A 22,195-nucleotide genomic window follows, 5' to 3' on the forward strand; every position below is an offset into this window, starting at 1 on the left:
ACAAGTAGCAATGTAAATGTCATGAACACGGTAATAAAACCGATGTATGAATGGAGCGATATCAACTGGCGAAAGCTAGAACGTAACGTCTTTAAGTTGCAAAAACGGATATATCAAGCGTCTAATCGTGGTGATGTCAAGCTAGTACGCAGACTCCAGAAACTGTTGATAAGTTCTTGGGCAGCAAAAGCACTAGCGGTTCGTCGGGTAACTCAGGACAATCAAGGCAAGAAGACGGCAGGCGTGGACGGTGTAAAATCGCTGACCCCAAAGCAACGTTTCACCTTGATAAACAAAATATCATTGGGTTCTAAGGTTAAGCCAACACGCCGAGTTTGGATACCCAAACCAGGGACAGATGAGGAAAGACCTTTAGGAATACCGACAATGGAAGACCGAGCTTTGCAAGCGTTAGTCAAACTGGTGTTAGAGCCAGAGTGGGAATCGCGATTTGAACCCAACTCATACGGGTTTAGACCTGGGCGCTCATGCCACGATGCAGTAGGAGCAATATTTAACGCAATTAGGTATAAAGCCAAATATGTGCTGGATGCCGACATTGCCAAGTGCTTCGACCGCATTAATCACGATGCACTTCTCAAGAAATTGAATACTTATCCTACCCTACGGAGACAAATCCGAGCTTGGTTAAAAGCTGGTGTTATGGATGGAAACAAGCTGTTCCCAACTGATGAAGGTACACCACAGGGTGGGGTGATTTCACCTCTACTCGCTAATGTCGCCTTACATGGGATTGAGGAATTGATTATGGGTTTAGCCCCAAAATTCGACATGAAGCGACCCGACAACACTCAATTGGGTGTAAGAGATAAGCTGAAATCGATTTCATTGATAAGATACGCAGACGATTTTGTAGTCCTTCATGAGGATTTAGAAGTCGTAAAACTGTGCAAACTAGAGATAGAGAAGTGGTTAAGTGGCATTGGGTTAGAACTAAAACCGAGTAAGACAAGATTAGCCCACACCCTGAACAAATTAGATGATGAACAACCTGGATTCAACTTCCTAGGATTCAACGTCAAGCAATTCCCCGTTGGGAACCACAATTCAGGCAGAGTCAAGGGTAAAATCCTCGGATTTAAGACTATTATCACCCCCAGCAAGGAAAGTCAGAAAAGGCACTACAGAAAAGTTGTAGAAGTAATAAACAAATCGCGTGGCTCAAATCAAGCGACTTTAATTAAGAATCTCAATCCTATTATAAGGGGTTGGTGTAACTACTTCTCAACAGTCGTCAGCCAGAAAGTATTTGAAAGGCTGTGGCACTTAGTGGTTTGGAAGCTCCTCAAATGGGGTCGTCATCGGCACAGGAACAAAGGTAGAGGGTGGATACGCCTTAAATACTTCAAAACCGTAGAAGGCGATAACTGGGTGTTCGCAACCGGAGAAGGTAATAATCTTCTAAAGCTAATACAACATAGCTCCACGGAAATAAAACGCTATGTAAAGGTAAAAGGAAAAGCCTCCCCCTACGACGGTGACTGGTTATATTGGAGTTCAAGGATGGGAGTACACCCCGAAATACCCGTAAGAGTGTCTAAATTACTCAAGCGACAAAAAGGGAAATGCACCCACTGCGATAACTACTTTAAAGATGGAGATTCGATAGAAGTTGACCACATCATCCCTAAATCGAAAGGTGGAAAGGAATCTTATGATAATTGGCAGCTACTTCATCGACATTGCCACGACACAAAGACCGCCAATGATGGCAGTCTCGGTAACAAATCTAGCTGTAAAAGTGCTAAACCTAAGCCACCAGTGGAACCAAGCCTTTGGGTTTGGGAAAACGATATGTTGGTAATGACGTACTGATGACAACAGCCGTTTTATTGAGGAGCGGAATGATGGGAAACTATCACGTTCCGTTTTGGAGAGCAGTGGAGGGGGCGACTCCTTCACTGACTTTAATCCTAACTCCCTATCAGGGATTGAAACAGGCTTATTGAACGGGTTAGGCAAGTTGACAGTGTAGGGCCGCAATTAACCTAACTCCCTATCAGGGATTGAAACCCAAATTTGGGACTTAGAAACCCAAGTCTGGATTTTAAGCCGCAATTAACCTAACTCCCTATCAGGGATTGAAACAGGAAAGGAAACATCCCTGAACGCATTTTGCTTGGCCGCAATTAACCTAACTCCCTATCAGGGATTGAAACTGCAAGCTAGCAGCGCAAAACACCGCACACACAAGCCGCAATTAACCTAACTCCCTATCAGGGATTGAAACACTTATACCGCTGCGACAGAATACACCCTAACAATGCCGCAATTAACCTAACTCCCTATCAGGGATTGAAACTTGCAGGATGTCGTGCTACAATCGGGAAATAATATGCCGCAATTAACCTAACTCCCTATCAGGGATTGAAACAACCTGCCACCAGGCGAGACAATGGCTGACTTTAACGCCGCAATTAACCTAACTCCCTATCAGGGATTGAAACTACCATGATGTCGCTATCTAGGGATGACTTCACTTGCCGCAATTAACCTAACTCCCTATCAGGGATTGAAACCCACTCCTTTTCCAAACCCACCACCGAGGAGAAGAAATGCCGCAATTAACCTAACTCCCTATCAGGGATTGAAACCATGACTTTGGGAGAAAGAAGTGGCAGCGGTGCGCCGCAATTAACCTAACTCCCTATCAGGGATTGAAACATAGATTGGTGACTGTAGACCCGCGCTCAAGCTGCGCCGCAATTAACCTATAGCCTTTCTCAAAAAGATGAGGTACAATAACAGCAGTGTGTAAACCAGTTAAAAATATTTGACGATGTAACTTGTCCGAACGCAAAATCTATGGCTTTTCCTAATTCTTGATAATTAGTAGTCTTGATAGAACGGAGAATGATTTTAAGTTTTGACCACAGATTTTCAATTGGTGAAAAATCTGGTGAATAAGGTGATAAGTATATTAATTTTGCCCCTGTTTTTTCGATCGCTTTTTTCACTTCTTCTCCCAAGTGAATGGGACAATTATCCATCACTACACAAGCACCTTTCCAGAGTTTTGGCACAAGTTTTCTGATAATAAAAGCTTCAAATGTAATTGCATCAGTTCCGCCTATTAGATTAACCGATGTCAAAATCTCATTGACTGACCTTGCTCCAATTATTGAGACATTTTTGCCACGTTTAGTTGGTTTTGACCCCTTGGCTCTTTCACCTTTTTGCATACCTAGCATATAACCTAACCATTGCCAAATTAACTCCCGATTCGTCAATGAATATTAAGTCTTTCAAACTAATCTCTTTAATTGTTTTCCAGAACTCACATCGCAGGATTTGAACTCGCTCTGTCCCTTTCCCTGAAGGGAAGAGAGTTTTTTTTGACAGTAATGTCTAAGAGTTTTATCATTCTTCCTATTGTTGCTCTACTAACAGAAAATCCAATTCTCCCATAAAGTAAATAACGGAGTTCTTCAAGAGTTGCATCATTATTTCCTTCAATCAATTCCGCCAAGATGAGTAGTTGCTCCGCATTCAGTTTGCCTTTGACTCCACATCGGTCAGTTCTCGGAGTAATGTTTTTTGTTTCACGATATTGTTTAAGCAATTTTTGTACAAAACTCAGGGCTACAGAAAAACGCTTAGCTATTGCTTTTTGTGAAATGGGTTCAGTATGATAAGTATCAAGGATTTTTTGCCTAAAATCAATCGAATAAGCTTTCATTTTTAACAATGTATGAAGTTTGGTACAAGTAAACGTGTTGTGAGTCAAGCATCGTGTGCTTTCAAAAAAATGCTATTATGTGTGGTAAGCTGCTACGCAGCTAAACCGGATAAAATAGCATTGCCTTTATTTTTGATTTTTCGCTCCCATTTGATAACCATTTCTCCTTCATTTAATAATCTATGTAGTAATTCTGACAATTCTTCTACTGACTTAAACAGTCGATGTGCTATATATTCTTTCGCTGAATGCCAGACCAATTCAATCAAATTATAATCGGGGCTGTAAGGTGGCAAAAATTCTAAAATAATATGAGGCATTTCGGCTGATATTTGGCTCAGAATATCTTTCTTTTTATGAAAACTAGCATTGTCTAAAATAATTACAATCTTTATTCCTGATTCGGCAAAACTTTCAGCTTGATTACCCAGTTCTCTCCATTCTTGGACAATCGAATCATTTAAGGCATTAATTTGCTCATAAAACGTATTCGAGTCTCCTTTTTTTATGACAACAAAATTTAACCTTTTTTTGTCATAATATCTCAATCCACCCATGATATTTACTCTGCCTCTTCTCCTTTGACCTGTGATTTTTTTTCGACTACCTTTTTTACCCCAAGTTTTTCTTCTTATCACTCGCAAGCTAAATCCACTTTCGTCCCAAAACCATACCTGTAAAAGCTCTGGGGTTTGTTTTGTTATTTTTAAATACTCGGATAGCTTCTGTTTAAATACTTCTCTTTCAACGGGATTTTGTTTGTCCTCTAAACTATATTTAGCCCAAATGTAAACGTATTTTTTTTTATGTAATATCCTGGATATTTGGGAACCACTCAATTTAATTCCTGTGACTTTTTCTAAATATGTTGCTAGTCTGGCTGCCGTCCATCTCCCAAATTCATATCCATATTCTGCCGGAGCTTTATCGATTGTATCTATCAATATTTTTTCATACTCTGGAGTGACTTTGCGAAAATTACCTTGGCTTCTTTTATCTAAAAAACTATCCAAATTATCTGGGTCGCCATGAACTGACCAATAAGCTACCGTTGTGTAAGCAATCTCCATGAATTCACTGATTTGTTGATAACTTTTTCCGTCATTTATTAGCAATAAGATTAGAACTTTTTCCCTCACATAATTATCCTCAGACTCTTTTAATAGTTTAATGAGTCTCTGTTTTTGATTTTGAGATAGATGGTTTTTGGCTGGCATACATTATAACTAATTATCGCTTATTTTATATTTATATTATACAATCTAGCTGCGTATCAGCTTATCGCTTTCGCGTGGCTTTACTCAACCATGTAATTATAGTTCATTTGATCTTATCTTCTCTGTTTGACCCTCACGAGTGAGTGTCAGTAACATCATACCTCATCTTTCTGAGAAAGGCTATAACTCCCTATCAGGGATTGAAACCGCAATTTGAACAGGTTTTACTTGACGGAAACCAGGCCGCAATTAACCTAACTCCCTATCAGGGATTGAAACAGAAGATATTTATCCGCTACTAGGTGCAACTCCCAAGCCGCAATTAACCTAACTCCCTATCAGGGATTGAAACAAAGGCTCGGCAAGAAGCCAACAAAGCTAGTGCAGCCGCAATTAACCTAACTCCCTATCAGGGATTGAAACGCAAACAAACCTAACTAAAGCTAAAAAACAATGACTGCCGCAATTAACCTAACTCCCTATCAGGGATTGAAACAAATCGGTTGCACCTGCCGCGCACCAGCATCTAGGGCATCGGTACAGTATTAGGAGTTGACAACAAAAGAGATGTATGCAACTAGCCGGCCAATGAGTTCGACTCTATGCCCGGTTGAATTGGCAAAACCTTAGATATTCGAGCAATGACATGGAGGTTATGGACAACAGCGACTCGACGTAAATCGAAGAGATTTTTCCGTTGTCCAAGATACCGGGCACGGTCTCCCTGCCAATGACCAATATGGGCTAAAGAGTGTTCAACTGTAGTACGCCTTCTCAAGTCGAGACGACCAGAGGCAGTAGATTGACGCGCTCGCAACTCTTGCATTAAAGCTTCATCAGGATGAATTGATACACTACGTCCTCTTTTACTGTTTGTGCAGTCGGATCTCAGAGGACAAATTGCACATTCACTCGGAGGAAAATGAACAACTTTTCCTGGTTCAAATGGGATGCTTACTTGATTGGGACAACTCATTAAATGCGTATCCCAATCCAGGAAAAAGGAATTTTTATCAAACCGGCCAGAATTTCTGACCGGCCACGCCTTGCAAAATATCTTTAATTGCTTATCCCGCTGTATGACCCAATGACTAGATAAATAAGCCCGGTCAATATGTAACTCAGTTAGGTGAATATTTTGGAGTCTTAAGTCACGTTCTAGGTCAAGTGTAGCAGCAGATTCGGGAGTATTTGCCCTCCTTCAATGCCACCGCGCAAACTACACCGCTATCTAAATCTTTAAGGACGTGGCGTTTATACCCATCTATTTTTTTAGACTGGCTTTTCCGTCCATGCCGCATATCTGGGTCTTCAATAGAAATTCGACGGTCTTTTGCTACCCCTTTGCTTAGAGTAGGAACTCCTTGAGAGTCTAATGTCACATTTTGGGATTCAATGACTCGGGCAACATTGAGGGTCTCTTGGGCGAGGTCAAACCCATGACAATGAGACTGACCTTGCATCCATTCTTCTACCGAATCTAAGCTGTTTAGGATGATTGAGAGTGCCTTTTGACGCTCGATTGGATTATCCCAGTTCAAATCTAATGCCGTTTTTAAGCTAGAACTATTGAGGATGGGCGCACCGGCTTCATCGGCAATTTCTGCTGACTCCCGCCCCTGTCCAGCAGCTATCACACTCACTGCTTTACGCAAAGCATGACCCAATAGATTATATGTATCTTCGACTTTCCCGGCTCCCCATAAAGGGGAGGAATCTAAGGCAGCTTTGAGTTGAGATGAGCCAAACCCACCTTTTTGTTTGGCAATCTCTACGGTGCGGTCAATTAAACGTTGGTCCAGTTCTTTTTTAATTAAGCCCTTTCTGAATCTAACCAAAGTGGCTTTGCTGAAAGGGGGACTTTCACACTTGAGACAATCGAGAACTAACTGCCAACGTTGATCCATCAGCATTTCTTCAATTACTTCATCATCAGAAATCCCCAAATATGCTTGTAGAATAATTGCCAAGGCAAGTTGTGCAGGAGGAACTGGGCTGTGACCCACTGTGCTGTCTTTAAAAATTGTAGCGAGTTCGTCTTGAAACTCATCATTAAATATGAATGAACGGTTGAGTCGAAGAAACGTGAATAGCTTGGCTCTTTTGATGCGTTTGATAATCAACTCTTCATGGTCTGATAGTTCAATTGGAGGATGCCATAAGGGAGGACGCATAGGGTTTTTTCTTTCTTCCTGATGGTGAGAATTTAACAGGCTCCTCACTTCACTTATCATATCTACCCGGTTTTGTCAATGTCTAATACTGTACCGACGCCCTAGTAGCCGCAATTAACCTAACTCCCTATCAGGGATTGAAACACAATCCATTCGGTTGCCCTTTCAATGATTCCGCGCCGCAATTAACCTAACTCCCTATCAGGGATTGAAACAACACCGGCATACTCGCTATGCCAGCTTTCACAAAGCCGCAATTAACCTAACTCCCTATCAGGGATTGAAACTTCAATGGTACGCTTACGGTGAAGCCTCCGAAGGCCGCAATTAACCTAACTCCCTATCAGGGATTGAAACTTGGATTTAATGCCTACTTCACCTGATTCGATAGCCGCAATTAACCTAACTCCCTATCAGGGATTGAAACGCAGCCCTGGGCACATTAGAAAGTTACTTTGTGCCGCAATTAACCTAACTCCCTATCAGGGATTGAAACGTGGCGCTCAAGCTCCTGGAACTCAACCCCGCGCGAAAAGCCGCAATTAACCTAACTCCCTATCAGGGATTGAAACCTTGTAAGACAATCGGTAATACTCACCGCCGCGAGCCGTGCCGCGCCGCAATTAACCTAACTCCCTATCAGGGATTGAAACGTAGCTTTAGTGGCGGCAACAGCAGCGTGAGAAGCGCCGCAATTAACCTAACTCCCTATCAGGGATTGAAACGTATTTTGATTTCTGAATCTTGGCCGCCGCCTTTAAGCCGCAATTAACCTAACTCCCTATCAGGGATTGAAACGAGGTTTACAAGGCTCAAACTCAGCAAAACTATGTGCCGCAATTAACCTAACTCCCTATCAGGGATTGAAACGAGATACCACTGCCAGCAGCCGGGCCACCACTTCCACGCCGCAATTAACCTAACTCCCTATCAGGGATTGAAACGGAGTCCATCGGCGTGATTACCGAATCGACAAAAAGCCGCAATTAACCTAACTCCCTATCAGGGATTGAAACAGAATCTGCTGCATTAACCGGGATACCTACAGGCCGCAATTAACCTAACTCCCTATCAGGGATTGAAACTCTTTGGTTTGGATCGAGGTCACCATAACCCATGTGGCCGCAATTAACCTAACTCCCTATCAGGGATTGAAACTATATTCAGCTCGCCGGGGGTTTATCACCCGATTAAAGCCGCAATTAACCTAACTCCCTCTCAGGGATTGAAACGATTAGCTGGTCAATAACTCCCCCAAAGGGGTTGAGCGCCGCAATTAACCTAACTCCCTATCAGGGATTGAAACGCTAAAAGCTTCCTCCATGCGAGAAAGTTCCAGCACGCCGCAATTAACCTAACTCCCTATCAGGGATTGAAACCTTCGGAAGTATTCAGGAGAGGAGGAGACAGGAGGAAAGAGGGTATTCTTCTCCTGACTCCTGACTCCTGACTCCTGACTCCTGACTCCTTCTGAGCCGCAATTAACCTAACTTCCTATCAGGGATTGAAACGAATAAAAGAGCAAAAAACAAATTAAGCCACAATAAACCTAAATCCCATCTTCACTTAAGATGACAATGACAATTCGGCTTTTCAATCAAAGACTCAACCAAAGCATTCAAAGCAACCGCCGCCAACAACCCGCCGCCAAAAGTGCCGACAGTCGTAATATAAGCAACCCCCGATCGCACTAACCGCCGTTTCGCCACCGGAGAATGACTAAAACCGATCGGCATACCAATTACCAAAGCCGGTTGCAGTTGCCCACTCTCGATCGCCTCGCAAACCGCCATCAGCACAGACGGCGCATATCCTATCACTAATATACATCCCTTTTCCAGTTTCAACAACTTTTCAAACCACTCACCCTGCTGCCAGAATTCTTGTTCCGCTTCCGCCGCAGCATTGATGTGCGGATCATCAATTAAAGTTGCAATACTTGTTCCCAAATGCGCCAATCTAGTCCCATCCAAAGCCGCAAAAACAGGCGGCACATCAGCCACAATTTGACACTGATTTTTCAAAGCTTCCCGCGCCGATTTAATCGCCGTTTCGCTCAACTTCACAAATGGCAGCAGCGAACAATCACCGCAGGCTAACACCAGTTTAGAAAGCAAGTCTACCTCAATTTCCGAGCGATCGCGCAAATCCGGCAATAAATGCTGCAACGACTCCCCAAAATCCTCCGGGTGAGTGTGCGCCCCCGCATCCCAACCCTCCCAAAGTTGTTCCAACTCATCCAACCCCCCCTCAGTTTCCGCCTGCAACAGCCTTAATTGCGCCAGGGCGTCCGCTTGCACCGCTTGACAGGAAATATCCCGTCCCAGCAATCCTTCCAGCGCTGATGCCGTTTCTCTGAGGCGAACAATTTGCTGAATAACCGACAGATATTGCCGTTGCAGAGTCGCCATCAGCGCGTCAGGCGAAGCATCCGCGTCTGTTTCTAATAGTTTGCGGATGTGAGACAGTTGAAAGCCTTGCTGCTTGAGTGCGACTATTCTTTGCAGTCTTTGCACATCGCTGCGGGTGTACAGTCTGTAGTTAGAAGTCGATCGCACGGCCGGAGATAGCAGCCCCAAAGCGTGATAATGTCGCACCATCCGAGGGGTAATTGTGCCTTTTACCGCTTCTGTAAGTTGTTTGATTGTCAGGTATTCTTGCATGGGATTTTGGGAATTTTGGGATTCTATATTTGGTTCTCGAATTCAGCCACAGTCCGCCGAGGAATCAATTCCCCGTCTCATAGCAGAAGTCGGTTAAAGCTCACATTTTGCACCAATATCAATTACTTGTTTAGGAACAGGCAAGATGCCTGTTCCACAAGAGATCAATTTTATTGTGGAACAGGCATCTTGCCTGTTCTTGAGAATGGTGCAACATCTCAGTTAAAACCGACGGAAAGATTAAATTCAATTCTCAGCTATCTTCAATCCTCTTTCAGAGGACTTGCGCTATGAGACAGGGAATTCATTCCCTGTCGGACTCTGGGACTCAACGAAGGGCGAGTTGATGCTGGATTTATTTTGGTTTCACTCTTGACATTGACATTAATGTCAAGGTTTAGGGTAAAGGAGTCATTCTACCAAATCAAATTTCCCCAATGACTCCCAATTCCCTCCCAATCTCTCGCCTCTGGCGCCTCGCCGCAGAACATCCCGACGCTTTAACTGCCGCCCTGTGCGGAATTCTAGTAATCTTGGGTTCGCTAGCCCTGCAATTCGGCTGGCTGGGTTTAGCCGTATTCATCTTACCTGCGGCTTATGTTATCGGCGGCTATTCCAGTACCCGCGAAGGCTTAACTACGCTTTTTCAAGAACGCGAATTAGATGTAGATTTGTTAATGATTGTCGCTGCTTTGGGCGCGGCCGGTTTGGGGCTATGGCGGCAAGAATATCATTTAATTGTTGACGGTGCGGTGTTGATTTTAATCTTTGCAATTAGCGGCGCGCTTGAAGGTTATGCTATGCAGCGGACTGAACGCAGCATCCGCAGTTTGATGAGTTTGACTGCGGATACTGCTAGGGTGGTAATGTACGGCGGGGAACGGTTCGTTGCGATCGACAAATTGGAAATTGGCGATTACATTTTAGTCAAGCCCGGAGAAATCATCCCCACAGATGCGATAATTATTGAAGGCTACAGTGCGATCGATCAAGCCTCGATTACCGGCGAATCGATGCCCGTGGAAAAAACCAAGGGCGATGAAGTCTATGCAGGTACAATTAACGGTGTCGGCGCGCTGAAACTCGAAGTTCATAAAACTCCAGAAAGCAGCTTGATTCAGCGAGTGATTCGGCTGGTTCAAGAAGCGCAAACAGCAGCGCCGCCTTCTCAAATGTTTGTGGAAAAATTCGAGCGCGGTTATGCCAAATTAATTGTCGGTTTAGGCTTGCTGCTGGCAACTTTGCCGCCCTTTGTTTTGGGCTGGAATTGGGAAGAGACAATCTATCGGGCGCTGATTTTCCTAGTAGTCGCATCCCCCTGCGCGCTGATGGCTTCGATTATGCCGGCGCTGCTTTCGGGAATTGCTAATGGGGCGAGACAGGGGATTTTGTTTAAAAGTGGCGCGCAATTAGAGATGATTGGTAAAGTCAGGGCGATCGCCTTTGACAAAACCGGAACTCTCACCACGGGAAAACCTGAAGTTATCCAAATTGTACCAGCAGCCGGATATACTGAAACAGAAGTTCTGCAATTGGCTGCAGCCCTAGAAGCTCATTCCGAACACGCGATCGCCTCTTCAATTGTCAGCGCCGCCCACCAGCAACAGTTACAATTGTCAACCGCTACCGATGTACAAGCAAAAATTGGTCAAGGAATTGTCGGCAAAGTCAACAATCAAATCATTGCCATTGGTAAAGCCGAATTTGTCGAAGCAACTTCCGAATTGACTCAAATCAGCCAGCAGTTGCAAGCCGAAGGTAAAACAGTTGTTTGGGTGGCAAAGAGCGATGGCGTCGGGCCCTCGCCCGTGCTACGGCTTTTGGGAATCATTGCAGTAGCAGATACCCTCCGCCCCGAAGCAGCAGCCACGGTAAAACGCTTGCAAAAATTAGGCGTAGAACATATAATTATGCTAACCGGCGACAACGAGCAAACAGCTCAACACATCGCCCGCCAATTAGGCATCAATGAAGTGTACGCCGAACTTTTGCCAGAAGACAAAGTGCAGGCAATTAAACAACTGCAAACCCAGTATCAAACTGTAGCAATGGTGGGAGACGGCATCAACGACGCCCCCGCCCTCGCTCAAGCTTCCGTGGGCATTGCGATGGGGATTTCCGGCAGCGATGTTGCTTTAGAAACTGCTGATATCGTATTAATAACAGATAAGTTAGAGCAACTAGCTAAAGCAATTAGTTTAGGCCGCCGCGCTCAAAAAGTTGTCAAACAAAACATTGTTTTTGCACTCAGTTGCATTGTGCTGTTATTGGCGGCTAATTTTTTCGGAAATATCACCATGCCTTTCGGCGTCATCGGTCACGAAGGCTCTACAGTAATAGTAACCTTAAGCGGTTTGCGACTGCTGAGAAATTAGATAACACGAAAAAACCGCGATTTAATCGAGGCAGAGCCTCTGGAAATGCGTTCCCAGGTAGAACCTGGGAACGAGAATCTGATCCGTGTTCATCGGCGGTTGAAAAATCAAAATATTAAGAAAAAATACAATCTGTGTTTTGTGACTCAAAACACGCTAGGGTCAAAAGTAGTGAATCATACCAAAATCTGAAATTGCTCTAGACAGCAATAGAAATTCACCTGGGGAAAGCCTAGAAAATGATATTTAATTGATTGCACCAAGAGCAATTAAAAACAAGTTTTCTGTTGGAGGCAATGTCAGTAACTCAGGTCAACTAGACACTGAGGTTGGTCGCGAGAAATCTCTCGCAAGCTGTACTGACCAGACCCCTCGTAAGAGGAGCCGTTATTTAGGTCACGACACCGGAGAATGCGACGCCAGTTTTCCGCTCTGTCATCTGCAATTAAACAGTTTTAAAGTCACTGAAACAGTGTTGCAGGTCTAACAAGCCTTTATAACCAGGTCGAGGCGAACATTACCCCGCAAGGGAGAAAGGAGACAACCATATCTCCATCGGAGGGGCAACCATACCCCTCCAGCCCCTCAAGGGGATTCACTCTTGACTAAAGTCCCCCGGGTCGTTTTCCTCTCAGGTATGAAGACTATGAGTTTCCCACTTACCGAGGTTTTTTATGAACCACAAAGTCATTGGGGCTACGCGGAACGTTGCAATTGTTGGCCCTTATTTAAGCGGTAAAACCGCACTGCTGGAAAGTTTGCTGTCGGTGACAGGGACAATTACCCGCAAAGGAAATGTCAAAGATGGCAACACAATAGGTGATAGTTCGCCGGAAGCACGCGATCGCCAAATGAGCGTAGAAGTAAACGCCGCCACCGCTGAATATGAAGGCGTCCGCTTCACATTTCTCGACTGTCCGGGCTCGATAGAATTTGTCCAAGAAACTTACAATGCGCTGATTGGTGTGGATGCGGCGATAATTGTTTGCGAACCCGTTGCCGATCGCACTTTAACCCTCGCACCCCTGTTTAACCCTCTTTTGTCACTCTACGCAGAGGAAAACTTGCCATAAGGGATATTGAGGTTTTGAAAAATTGAACGAGTTAAATTATTGACAAGCATTTGAAGCTTAAAAAAGCCCTCGGATAACTTAGGAACAGTAAAAACTTGTAGCCAAGGTTTAATAAAGTTAAATAGTACAAATGGTTGAAGTATTAAACGGAGGTTGTTAAGAATATTCTTCCACCCCTTTCCTTTATCCCACCAAGGATGTGATGAAAAATTAGATTCAGATTGTGGTGGTAATTTTAGCAGTTGTTCAGAGTGGAGGCTAACCATCAAATAAGCGCTAAAAATAATTTCCCACCATTTTTCTATTTGTGGATAATTAGTTAAGCGAAAATCTGCCCATCCTAATTCGTTTTTACTTTGCTTCAAACCATATTCTACCCAAGTTCTTAAACCATAAAAATTACCTACTTCTCTGGGTGTAATGTTGGGAAATTTACTCATTACATACCAAGTAGTGTTTTTGGGAAGCTCCTCTTTATCAGTTGTGATTTGCCAATATTTAATTTCCGGATTATCACCACAAATAATCTCTCTTATATATCTGTCTTCCGAGCTTAAATCAGAGAAGACACGTTTGAATCTTTGCCACTCTGAATATTTGACTTTCGCGTCTGTAACTCCCCATGCTTTGTGGTTAGAGCGAATTGCCACAATAAAATTTAGATTCAATTCATCTAGTATTTGAATAAAATTTTTACTGCTCTCTCCGTATAAACTATCTGCTAGGACAAGATTAAATTTAAATCCCATCGCACGCAATTGTTTGATCATTTTCGCTGCAATTTCAGGTTTAGTTAGGTATTGATCTCCTGGTTGCAGTCTTTCTCTAGGTTTATAAACTTCAAATAATAGAGGAAAAGTCATGCCAGATAAAACACCATACGCTGTAACTGCAACGATACCATTATCTGTTTTACCTAAATTTCCAATGTACTGTCGTTTTACATAATCAGTCGCATCCCCCTTTTTTTTATCTCCGGTTTCATCAATTATTAGTACTATTGGGCGCCCTTGAAGTACATATAATATTAATTCTAATCGTTGCTGACTTAATTCTTGTACATCCCAAGGTGATTGTGTTAAAAAATGGTGTAATCCTTGATGATTATCTAGCCCTATAACTTTCGCTATTGATGGTAGTGTTTTGCGTTTTATGTCCGATATCATACCGATATGTAAGTACTTAAAAGCTTCAAAGCTCCTAACTTCTGGAAATATGTTTTGGTAAATTTGACAGTATTCATCTATAAATTTGACTGTGGGTACTGGTTTACGAGGCTCTACCATAGGACTGGCAATGCTTTTGGGGTGTGTCACTGCTTATACTACCACGAGAGTGACAAAAGAGGGTTAATCAGCGTCCAGTTATTTTCTACTCTAACGGTTACGAGCATTGGCTGTGGGATGATACTAATTACCCACCGCGACAGGTGCAAGGATTTTATAAAAAAACGGAATTACAATTACTTATACAGCGCCGAGCTACCCGTAAATCTTTAGCAGCAGGCACAATTAACCCTACCATTGCCGAACGCTATTATCAAACTCGTGCCATCCGCCACATTACCGAAGCCTTAGAGACTGATAAAGACCGCAAAGCCCTGATAGTTATGGCAACTGGTGCAGGCAAAACCAGAACAGCGATCGCCTTAGTCGATCTGCTGATGCGTTGTAACTGGGTTAAACGTGTTCTATTTTTAGCAGATCGTGTAGCTTTGGTAAATCAGGCAATCAATGTATTTAAGAAACATCTCCCGGATGCCGCGCCAGTAAACTTAGTCACAGAAAAAGATACCGAAGGACGAGTATTTGCTTGCACCTATCCAACCATGATGGGATTAATTAATGATACCCGTGACGGTCAGCGTCGTTTTGGCGTAGGGCATTTTGACCTAATTATTATTGATGAAGCTCACCGATCGGTCTTCCAGAAATACCGTACCATTTTCAACTACTTTGATTCTGTCTTGCTAGGGCTAACCGCTACACCAAAGGATGAAATTGACCGCAACACTTACGGACTATTTGACTTAGAAAATGGCGTCCCTACCGATGCTTACTCGCTTGAAGATGCCGTAAAAGATGGGTATCTAGTCCCCCTAAAAGCAGTATCAGTGCCGCTTAAGTTCCAGCGACAAGGCATTAATTATGGCGAACTCTCTGAAGCAGAAAGAGAAGAATGGGATGCGCTTGAATGGGACACAGAAGGTAATGCCCCTGAGCGCGTAGAAGCAGAAGCAGTCAACAAATGGCTATTCAATAAAGATACCGTGGATAAGGTGCTAGAGCGTCTGATGACTAGGGGATTAAAGGTTGCTGGGGGCGATCGGCTCGGCAAAACCATTATTTTCGCTAAAAATCAAGATCATGCAGAATTTATTGCTCAGCGGTTCAACGTCAACTACCCCCACCTTAAAGGTGAGTTTGCCCGCGTCATTACCTTCAAAACCTCCTATGCTCAAACCCTGATTGATAACTTTTCCCAAAAAGATAAAGAACCTCATATCGCCATCTCAGTGGATATGCTCGACACTGGGATTGACGTGTCAGAGGTAGTTAATCTGGTGCTGTTCAAAATTGTTCGCTCCAAAACTAAGTTCTGGCAGATGATAGGACGAGGTACGAGGCTATGCCCTGACCTATTTGGGCTAGGGCAAGATAAAGAATTTTTTTACCTGTTTGATTATTGCCAAAATTTAGAGTTTTTTCAACACAACTCAGAGACTGTTAATGCACCAATAACTAAATCATTGGGTCAGCAATTGTTTACCGCTCGATTAGAATTAATCGAAGAGCTAGATAAAAGACAACCGGGAAATTCACCAATTAATCCAGCAAAACTGAGCCAGCTTCCAGAGTATCAAGCTGCCTCTAAAGAACCCAGTACCGATACAGAATTGCGCCAAGAACTAGCCAATTTACTCAATACAGAAGTGGCGGCTATGAATACTGAAAATTTCATAGTGCGACATAAACAACGATTCGTAGAGAAATATGCTAATTCCGCAGCATGGGCATCGCTATCGATCGATGATTTTATGGAACTTAGTCAAGAAATAGCTGGTTTGCCCTCCCAATTGGAAACAGAAACAGAAGAAATAAAAAGATTTGATGTTTTGATGCTGAAGTTACAATTAGCAATCCTGCGCTCTGACTCTACATTTAAGCGTTTACAAGAACAGGTGAAGTCACTTGCAGGGTTGTTAGAGGAGAAATCTGCCATTCCCTTCGTGCAAGAACAGTTAGCCCTGATTCAGGATGTACAAACCGATCAGTGGTGGCAAGATGTGACATTACCAATGCTGGAGGTGTTACGCAAACGGCTACGGGGATTAATAAAGCTGATTGAAAAACAAAAACGCCAACCTATTTACACCGATTTTGAGGATGTAATGGGGGATGAGATAATAGTAGAGTTGCCTGGTTTTACAGCATTAGATAATTTTGAGAAGTTCCGTGCTAAAACCAGGGCTTTTTTGCGATCGCATCAAGATCATGTGGTTATTTTTAAGCTGCGAACTAACAAACAGCTCACTCCATCCGATCTATCGGAGTTAGAGGAGATATTACTAGAAAACAAATTAGGCGTAGAGGAGGATATAGACCGTGCAAAAGAAGAGTCGCATGGGTTAGGCTTATTCGTCCGTTCCTTAGTAGGACTCGATCGGGAGGTAGCCAAGCAGGAACTAGCGAGGTTTATATCTGGTAAAAATCTTAACTCCAATCAGATTGAATTTGTGGATAAGATTGTGAATCACTTAACCGCAAATGGCGCAATGGATGCAGCAATCCTCTATGAATCCCCATTTACCGACATTACGCCACAGGGGCCAGACGGATTATTTACCTCGACTCAGGTAGATGAGTTATTTTCTATTCTTGAAGAAGTTTCTACACGGGCTGCTGCATAACCCTCTTCTGTCACTCTGGGAAAATAAAAGTGAGAGCCAAACCTTAACTGTCGATAGAGCGTGGATTTGAGCGTTTATTTTCTAACAGAATGGCGGAAATCAAGATTTTTGATAAAAGTCTTATGCTATAAGCATCCCAAATTATTTTGTGCCGAGAGTGATAGAAGAGGGTTAAATTCCTCGATGATTGGGAAATTCCCCACCTAGTTTTCATCAACAAGATCGATCGAGCTTGCACAGACGAAACTACTTGTGGCAGCAACTTCACCGAGGTGATCGACGCGCTCAAATCCGTTTCCAGCAGACCGATCGTACCTCACCAATATCCGATCGGCAAAAACGAACAAATCATCGGTTTTATCGACTTAGTAACCGAACAAGCTTACCACTACCATCCGGGCGCCGCCGCAGATCCCGTCCCGCTTCCAGAACACCTCAAAGCACAAGAAAGCGCGGCGCGGCAGCAAATGCTCGAAGAAGTGGCGAATTTTGACGACCATTTACTCGAAGAATTGCTCGAAGAAATCAATCCCGACGCCGAAGAAATTACCCGCGATTTAAAGATGGAATTAGGCGCAGATTTAATTGTGCCAGTATTCATCGGCATCGCCGAACAAGATTTCGGCGTGCGGCCTCTGCTGGAAGCTTTGCTGAGGGAAGCGCCGACACCCGAAACTACAGCCGATCGCCGCGGCATTATACAAAGTGAAAACAAAGTTCTGGCTCAAATCCTCAAAACCTATTACACGCCGCAGGGAGGTAAACTATCGTTAGTGAGAATGTGGCGGGGGACGCTGGCAGACGGAGCAATTTTGAACGGCGTTCGAGTTAACGGTTTGTACCGCTTGACCGGCCAGCAAACGCAAAGTTTGCATTCCGTCAGCGCCGGGGAAATTGTGGCTTTGGGAAGGCTAGAAGGCGTGAAAACAGGCGATACGCTGGCGCTAGACCGATCGGAAGAATTGCCAAAAGCCGAAATCATCCCGCCTGTCTACGCACTGGCGATCGTCCCAGAAAAGCGCAACGATGAAGTTAAGCTGAGCTCCGCTTTAGCTAAATTGCTAGAAGAAGACCCATCTTTAGTCTGGGAACAGCACGGCGACACTCACGAAATTATACTTTGGGGTCAAGGCGAAATCCACCTGAAAGTAGCCTTAGACAGGTTGCGCCGCAAGTATAATTTGCCGATGGTAACTCACTTACCGCAAGTGCCGTACAAAGAAACCATCCGCAAACCCGCATCTTCCATCCACGGGCGCTACAAACACCAAAGCGGCGGACACGGACAGTTTGGCGATGTGTACCTCGACATTCAACCGCAGCCACGAGGCGAAGGCTTCAATTTCACCGACAAAATAGTCGGCGGCGTCGTCCCAAAACAGTACATTCCCGGCGTGGAAGTGGGAGTGCGCGAGTATTTGGATCGCGGCCCGCTGGGTTTCCCGGTGGTAGACGTAGCGGTGACGCTGACGAACGGTTCCTACCATTCTGTGGACAGTTCCGAACAAGCTTTCAAGCAAGCGGCGCGTTTGGCGATGCAGGAGGGAATGGCGAAGTGCGAACCGGCATTGCTGGAGCCGATCGCCAAAGTTGAAATTTGCGCTCCGAACGAGTGTACATCAAAGGTGTTGCAGTTGGTCAGCGGACACCGCGGCCAAATTCTCGGCTACGAAGGTAAACAAGACTGGAAGGGATGGGATGCAGTTTCTGCTTATTTGCCGATCGCAGAAATGCAGAATTTGATCGTAGAATTGCGATCGCAGACAATGGGAGTAGGATTTTTTAATTGGGAGTTCGATCGATTGCAAGAAGTGCCGGAACCTTTAGCTAAGCGGGTTTTGCTAACCACTGGCGGCAATGGAAACGGTAACGGTAAAAGTTAGGTAATAGTCTTAAAAAACCCGGTTTCTTCAAGAAACCAGGTTTTTGCAGGAGTTGCCATTAAAGTTTATTGGGTTCAATTCCCATTTACCTCACATCTTGCACCATTCTCAAGAACAGGCAAGATGCCTGTTCCACAAAGAGTGAATTTTCTTGTGGAACAGGCATCTTGCCTGTTCCTAAAAAGCTTATTGAGAATGGTGCAAGATCTCAGATTTACCGGATTATTGAGTTAACTTACTTAACGCTGAAATAATATTTTCAGCTAACATTAACGCAGTTCTCGCTTCTCTTTGTAAGTTAAACATAGTATCTTCATAATCCGCTTTATTCCTAAGTTCTCTCAATCTGCTTAAATTTTCACCTATTTTGATCATATTTTTCAGTTGAGTTGGGTGGTATATAAATTCTTTTGCTACATATTGATGTTCGTTGATATCGCGATTCTTACGAAAAAGTCTTGGGTCTTTTTCAATGTCGCGTAAGTAATTTCGCGCTAGGCAAAATGTCGAATAGTATGCTCTACTTATCGCCGATCGCAACTTGGCTTCCCTGTTACCTGAACAGTCACTATTTGTGGCAGCTAATTCTTGAGCTAAATTCAAATATTCAGACCAATCAAATCTCATTTTATTCCCATTCAAGCCTAATATGTAAATCATTTTTGGGGGCAGCTCTTTTAGCTTCGAGCCACCAACTATCATCCAGGATGTTTAACTTTGCAAAAGCTTCCTCGACTTCTAGTTTGGTGTAAATGGTAATCCACAGCGATCGCCAGTTGGCAATTTCTGGATCAGTTTTCACTTCTAAGCCTAATCTTGCCGTAGGAAATATCGCTAGAATGCGCTCGCAAGCTTCCAGAATCAAAGGTGCGATCGCTTCTTGTTCCATGATGATTTGAAAACTTTCTAGGGGGTTTTCTACCGCGTACAGGCTTTTGATTTTATTAAAATATGCAATTAAATTGTCAAATACTTTAGCTATTTCAGAGGGATTCTCCACTTCTCCTGGCGGCTGAGAAAAGGAAGGGCTTAAATTTATAGAGTCGGTGCTGTAAATGCTGTCCCTTGTCTCGTTGTAGCGTTTCTCTTTTGATTTTGCTTGGTACTGCTCTTTTAATTCGAGGCGTTCTTTTGTGTAAATTTCCTTCAGAATGTTGTTTTGTTCTGCTAATTTTTCTAAAGCCAATATCTCACGACTTATATTCTCTTCCAACTCGCCAAGCTGGACAGATGAATCTAGTTTAGCTAAAGCAGCGCCAAGGGCTTGCAGACTAATAATATCTGTTTCTTTCATAAGAGTCGATGGTTTGGAAGTTAGGAATTAACTTTACCAGTAATCGTGAAGCCTTTCTGGAGATTGTAGCAGATTTGGCGGTTGAATGTACATTTGGTTGGTAGGGGCGCGCTCACCAACAATATATAACGATGACCAACAATCTATATAAACCCGCCCCCGCCCCACGGCCAATCTGAATGTACATTTCGATTGTTCGTTGGGAGGGGGCGGGTTTTCTAGATGGTTTTTTTCCGGCGATTATGGCTTGTGAAACCCGCCGTTACGATCACACAAATTATACGATCGCGAATCAACGAGACATGATATTAGAGAACTCGATAATTCATCAGTATATCCGTGTCCAAATCTCTTAGAGGGCATTCTTCCTTACCCTAAAAAGAAATAATCAAGTAACCATTCAGGAACTTAGCACCTGTAACAGATTTGCCTGTTAACGCTGGAGGCAGCAAAATATTGCGCCGCTGATCGCCCGCTTCGATCGTCACTTCCGGCCCGGATTGAATCAATTTAATTTCTTTCTTGTCAAACCCCGGCAAAAACAAACTAACTTGACGCTGTGCAATGTTTATGTTAATCGGTTTAGGAGCTTTTGCGGCCTCCGAAAAATCTGGCAAAGCATCAATTAGCGGCTGCCAGTTATTGTCACTGTGCGCCGGAACCGAAACAGCCGTCAAAGGATCAAACTCGGCAGTAATAGCTTCTGTAACCGATGCTTGATTGACAATGACACCGCCCACAGTCAAGCTAACTTGTTGAGAACTTCCCCAAAGATAGCGGGCCGTTGCGATCGCGCTTGCATCCCCAGTCGTCACCAAAAAAGCCGCCGTGCGGTTCGGATCTGCCAGCGCATCCTTACCCTTATCCAAAAGATTATCGACTTGCTTAGTAGATTGAAAAGCATTATCTCCCGACAAATCCACAGTCAACACCGTACTGACAACTGGTTGAATAAAAGGTGAAAGCGCTTTCCCCAAATCCGAATCTACCAAAGCTTGACGGAACCTGCGGATGTACCAACTCAGAATTTCCGGCATTCCCAGCATCCGCAGCGTATCCATGCCGCCATTGCCGTCATAAACAATTACATCGTATTGTTTGCTGTCGTCGTATTCCCGAACTTCGTTCAACGCCAGCGCGCTGTCCATCCCCGGTAAAACTCCTAATTCTTGGCCGTAAATCTGCTTGAAAAAGGGAGTGCGGACATATTGAGCTTCTAGCTGTTTAATTTCGTCCCACCTGCGTTCTAGCAGCGGCGCGCTTTGCACCTGAACTGCTTTGAGGTTGGGGGCGATTTCCTGGGGGCTGAGAGTCAGGGGAACCCCTAGCAGAATACCCAATGCAGGGCCTGGATCTTGGCCGAGCAGCAGAACTCGCTTGCCTTGAGCCGCGTATTTTTTAGCTGTTGCGATCGCGATCGTACTGCGGCCAGTGCCGCCTTTGCCCAAAAATGTCAAAATCAAAGCCATTTTCTTTCCTCACTGCCAAAGCTTACTCTTTAACATTTAAGCGCAACCTTCAGCCAGAGTGGGGGAGGGGGAGAGTGGAGGAAGAGGAGAGTCGGCGAGCCGGAGAGTCGGAGAGGGGAAGAATTGGGAAAATTTTTCCTCTTCCTTCTTCCTTCTTCCTTCTTCCTTCTTCCTTCTACATCTGTTAAACGGGTTCTAGCTCATCTTCAAAGAACCAAGTCGAAAAACCGTCAAACTTGACAACCACGCCTACTCCGCTACCGTCAACCATTTTGAATCCGTCAACAGTCCCTACTGGATTCTCTTTTATCTTGCCCACCATATTCGGAGGTATCCGATCTCTGAGACGGCGCACCTTCACTCTCTGACCTACTTCTATTGCCACTGAAATTGTTCTCCTGCTCTATATAACCTATATACAACCGTTTATTTTACAG

The 22,195-nt window shown here is 44.0% G+C and carries 10 protein-coding genes, 4 pseudogenes and 2 CRISPR repeat arrays; of the genes and pseudogenes, 5 read left to right on the forward strand and 9 right to left on the reverse strand.

Annotated elements, in window-relative coordinates:
* The first annotated feature begins 21 nt into the window (after positions 1 to 21).
* A complete protein-coding gene (ltrA, locus tag D0A37_RS04105) occupies positions 22 to 1,836 on the forward strand; it encodes a group II intron reverse transcriptase/maturase (protein ID WP_242721422.1) in 1,815 nt (604 codons plus the stop codon).
* 161 nt (positions 1,837 to 1,997) lie between these two features.
* Positions 1,998 to 2,685: direct repeats of the CRISPR family, unit length 37 nt; unit sequence GCCGCAATTAACCTAACTCCCTATCAGGGATTGAAAC.
* Between the two features lie 59 nt (positions 2,686 to 2,744).
* Here ltrA and D0A37_RS04110 read toward each other — a convergent pair.
* The 4 genes and pseudogenes from D0A37_RS04110 to D0A37_RS04125 form a co-directional block, all read right to left on the reverse strand.
* Positions 2,745 to 3,700: pseudogene (locus D0A37_RS04110) on the reverse strand (IS630 family transposase).
* Between the two features lie 92 nt (positions 3,701 to 3,792).
* On the reverse strand, positions 3,793 to 4,917 hold the full coding sequence (locus D0A37_RS04115; RefSeq protein ID WP_242721424.1) for an IS630 family transposase: 1,125 nt from the start codon (positions 4,915 to 4,917) through the stop codon (positions 3,793 to 3,795).
* Between the two features lie 577 nt (positions 4,918 to 5,494).
* A pseudogene (locus D0A37_RS04120) lies at positions 5,495 to 7,091 on the reverse strand (IS1182 family transposase).
* Between the two features lie 107 nt (positions 7,092 to 7,198).
* Positions 7,199 to 8,470: a CRISPR direct-repeat array (repeat unit 37 nt; unit sequence GCCGCAATTAACCTAACTCCCTATCAGGGATTGAAAC).
* 183 nt (positions 8,471 to 8,653) lie between these two features.
* Positions 8,654 to 9,754, reverse strand: coding sequence for a precorrin-8X methylmutase (locus tag D0A37_RS04125; protein ID WP_242721426.1), 1,101 nt, complete (start codon positions 9,752 to 9,754; stop codon positions 8,654 to 8,656).
* Positions 9,755 to 10,191: 437 nt separating this feature from the next.
* Here D0A37_RS04125 and D0A37_RS04130 point away from each other — a divergent pair, with 437 nt between their 5' ends.
* On the forward strand, positions 10,192 to 12,129 hold the full coding sequence (locus D0A37_RS04130) for a heavy metal translocating P-type ATPase (RefSeq protein WP_242721429.1): 1,938 nt from the start codon (positions 10,192 to 10,194) through the stop codon (positions 12,127 to 12,129).
* A gap of 674 nt (positions 12,130 to 12,803) precedes the next feature.
* Positions 12,804 to 13,160, forward strand: a pseudogene (locus D0A37_RS04135) (GTP-binding protein); the annotation flags it as partial.
* 17 nt (positions 13,161 to 13,177) lie between these two features.
* Here D0A37_RS04135 and D0A37_RS04140 read toward each other — a convergent pair.
* A complete protein-coding gene (locus tag D0A37_RS04140) occupies positions 13,178 to 14,488 on the reverse strand; it encodes an IS701 family transposase (protein ID WP_242721432.1) in 1,311 nt (436 codons plus the stop codon).
* A gap of 143 nt (positions 14,489 to 14,631) precedes the next feature.
* Here D0A37_RS04140 and D0A37_RS04145 point away from each other — a divergent pair, with 143 nt between their 5' ends.
* Positions 14,632 to 17,112 carry a type I restriction endonuclease subunit R gene (locus tag D0A37_RS04145; RefSeq protein ID WP_242721435.1) on the forward strand — a complete coding sequence of 827 codons (2,481 nt, stop codon included), beginning with the start codon at positions 14,632 to 14,634 and terminating at the stop codon, positions 17,110 to 17,112.
* Positions 17,113 to 17,285: 173 nt separating this feature from the next.
* Positions 17,286 to 18,995: pseudogene (locus D0A37_RS04150) on the forward strand (elongation factor G); the annotation flags it as partial.
* 222 nt (positions 18,996 to 19,217) lie between these two features.
* On the opposite strand, the gene D0A37_RS04155 reads toward D0A37_RS04150, so the two are convergent.
* From D0A37_RS04155 to petP, 4 genes are all read right to left on the reverse strand, one after another.
* Positions 19,218 to 19,622, reverse strand: coding sequence for a HEPN domain-containing protein (locus D0A37_RS04155; protein ID WP_242721438.1), 405 nt, complete (start codon positions 19,620 to 19,622; stop codon positions 19,218 to 19,220).
* A gap of 1 nt (position 19,623) precedes the next feature.
* Positions 19,624 to 20,289: a hypothetical protein gene (locus D0A37_RS04160; protein ID WP_242721441.1), complete on the reverse strand. Its 666-nt coding sequence runs from the start codon at positions 20,287 to 20,289 to the stop codon at positions 19,624 to 19,626.
* A gap of 374 nt (positions 20,290 to 20,663) precedes the next feature.
* Positions 20,664 to 21,758, reverse strand: coding sequence for a Get3/ArsA fold putative tail anchor-mediating ATPase NosAFP (locus tag D0A37_RS04165; RefSeq protein ID WP_242721444.1), 1,095 nt, complete (start codon positions 21,756 to 21,758; stop codon positions 20,664 to 20,666).
* A gap of 184 nt (positions 21,759 to 21,942) precedes the next feature.
* Positions 21,943 to 22,143, reverse strand: coding sequence for a cytochrome b6f subunit PetP (petP, locus tag D0A37_RS04170; protein WP_006635715.1), 201 nt, complete (start codon positions 22,141 to 22,143; stop codon positions 21,943 to 21,945).
* Between the last annotated feature and the right edge of the window lie 52 nt (positions 22,144 to 22,195).

The sequence above is a fragment of the Microcoleus vaginatus HSN003 genome (assembly GCF_022701255.1).
GTDB classification, from domain to species: domain Bacteria; phylum Cyanobacteriota; class Cyanobacteriia; order Cyanobacteriales; family Microcoleaceae; genus Microcoleus; species Microcoleus vaginatus_B.

Coding starts and splice junctions, on each gene's coding strand:
- D0A37_RS04125 (WP_242721426.1), bottom strand. CDS start 9,754: ATGCAAGAATACCTGACAATCAAACAACTTACAGAAGCGGTAAAAGGC.
- D0A37_RS04130 (WP_242721429.1), top strand. CDS start 10,192: ATGACTCCCAATTCCCTCCCAATCTCTCGCCTCTGGCGCCTCGCCGCA.
- D0A37_RS04155 (WP_242721438.1), bottom strand. CDS start 19,622: ATGAGATTTGATTGGTCTGAATATTTGAATTTAGCTCAAGAATTAGCT.
- D0A37_RS04115 (WP_242721424.1), bottom strand. CDS start 4,917: ATGCCAGCCAAAAACCATCTATCTCAAAATCAAAAACAGAGACTCATT.
- D0A37_RS04165 (WP_242721444.1), bottom strand. CDS start 21,758: ATGGCTTTGATTTTGACATTTTTGGGCAAAGGCGGCACTGGCCGCAGT.
- D0A37_RS04140 (WP_242721432.1), bottom strand. CDS start 14,488: ATGGTAGAGCCTCGTAAACCAGTACCCACAGTCAAATTTATAGATGAA.
- ltrA (WP_242721422.1), top strand. CDS start 22: ATGAACACGGTAATAAAACCGATGTATGAATGGAGCGATATCAACTGG.
- D0A37_RS04160 (WP_242721441.1), bottom strand. CDS start 20,289: ATGAAAGAAACAGATATTATTAGTCTGCAAGCCCTTGGCGCTGCTTTA.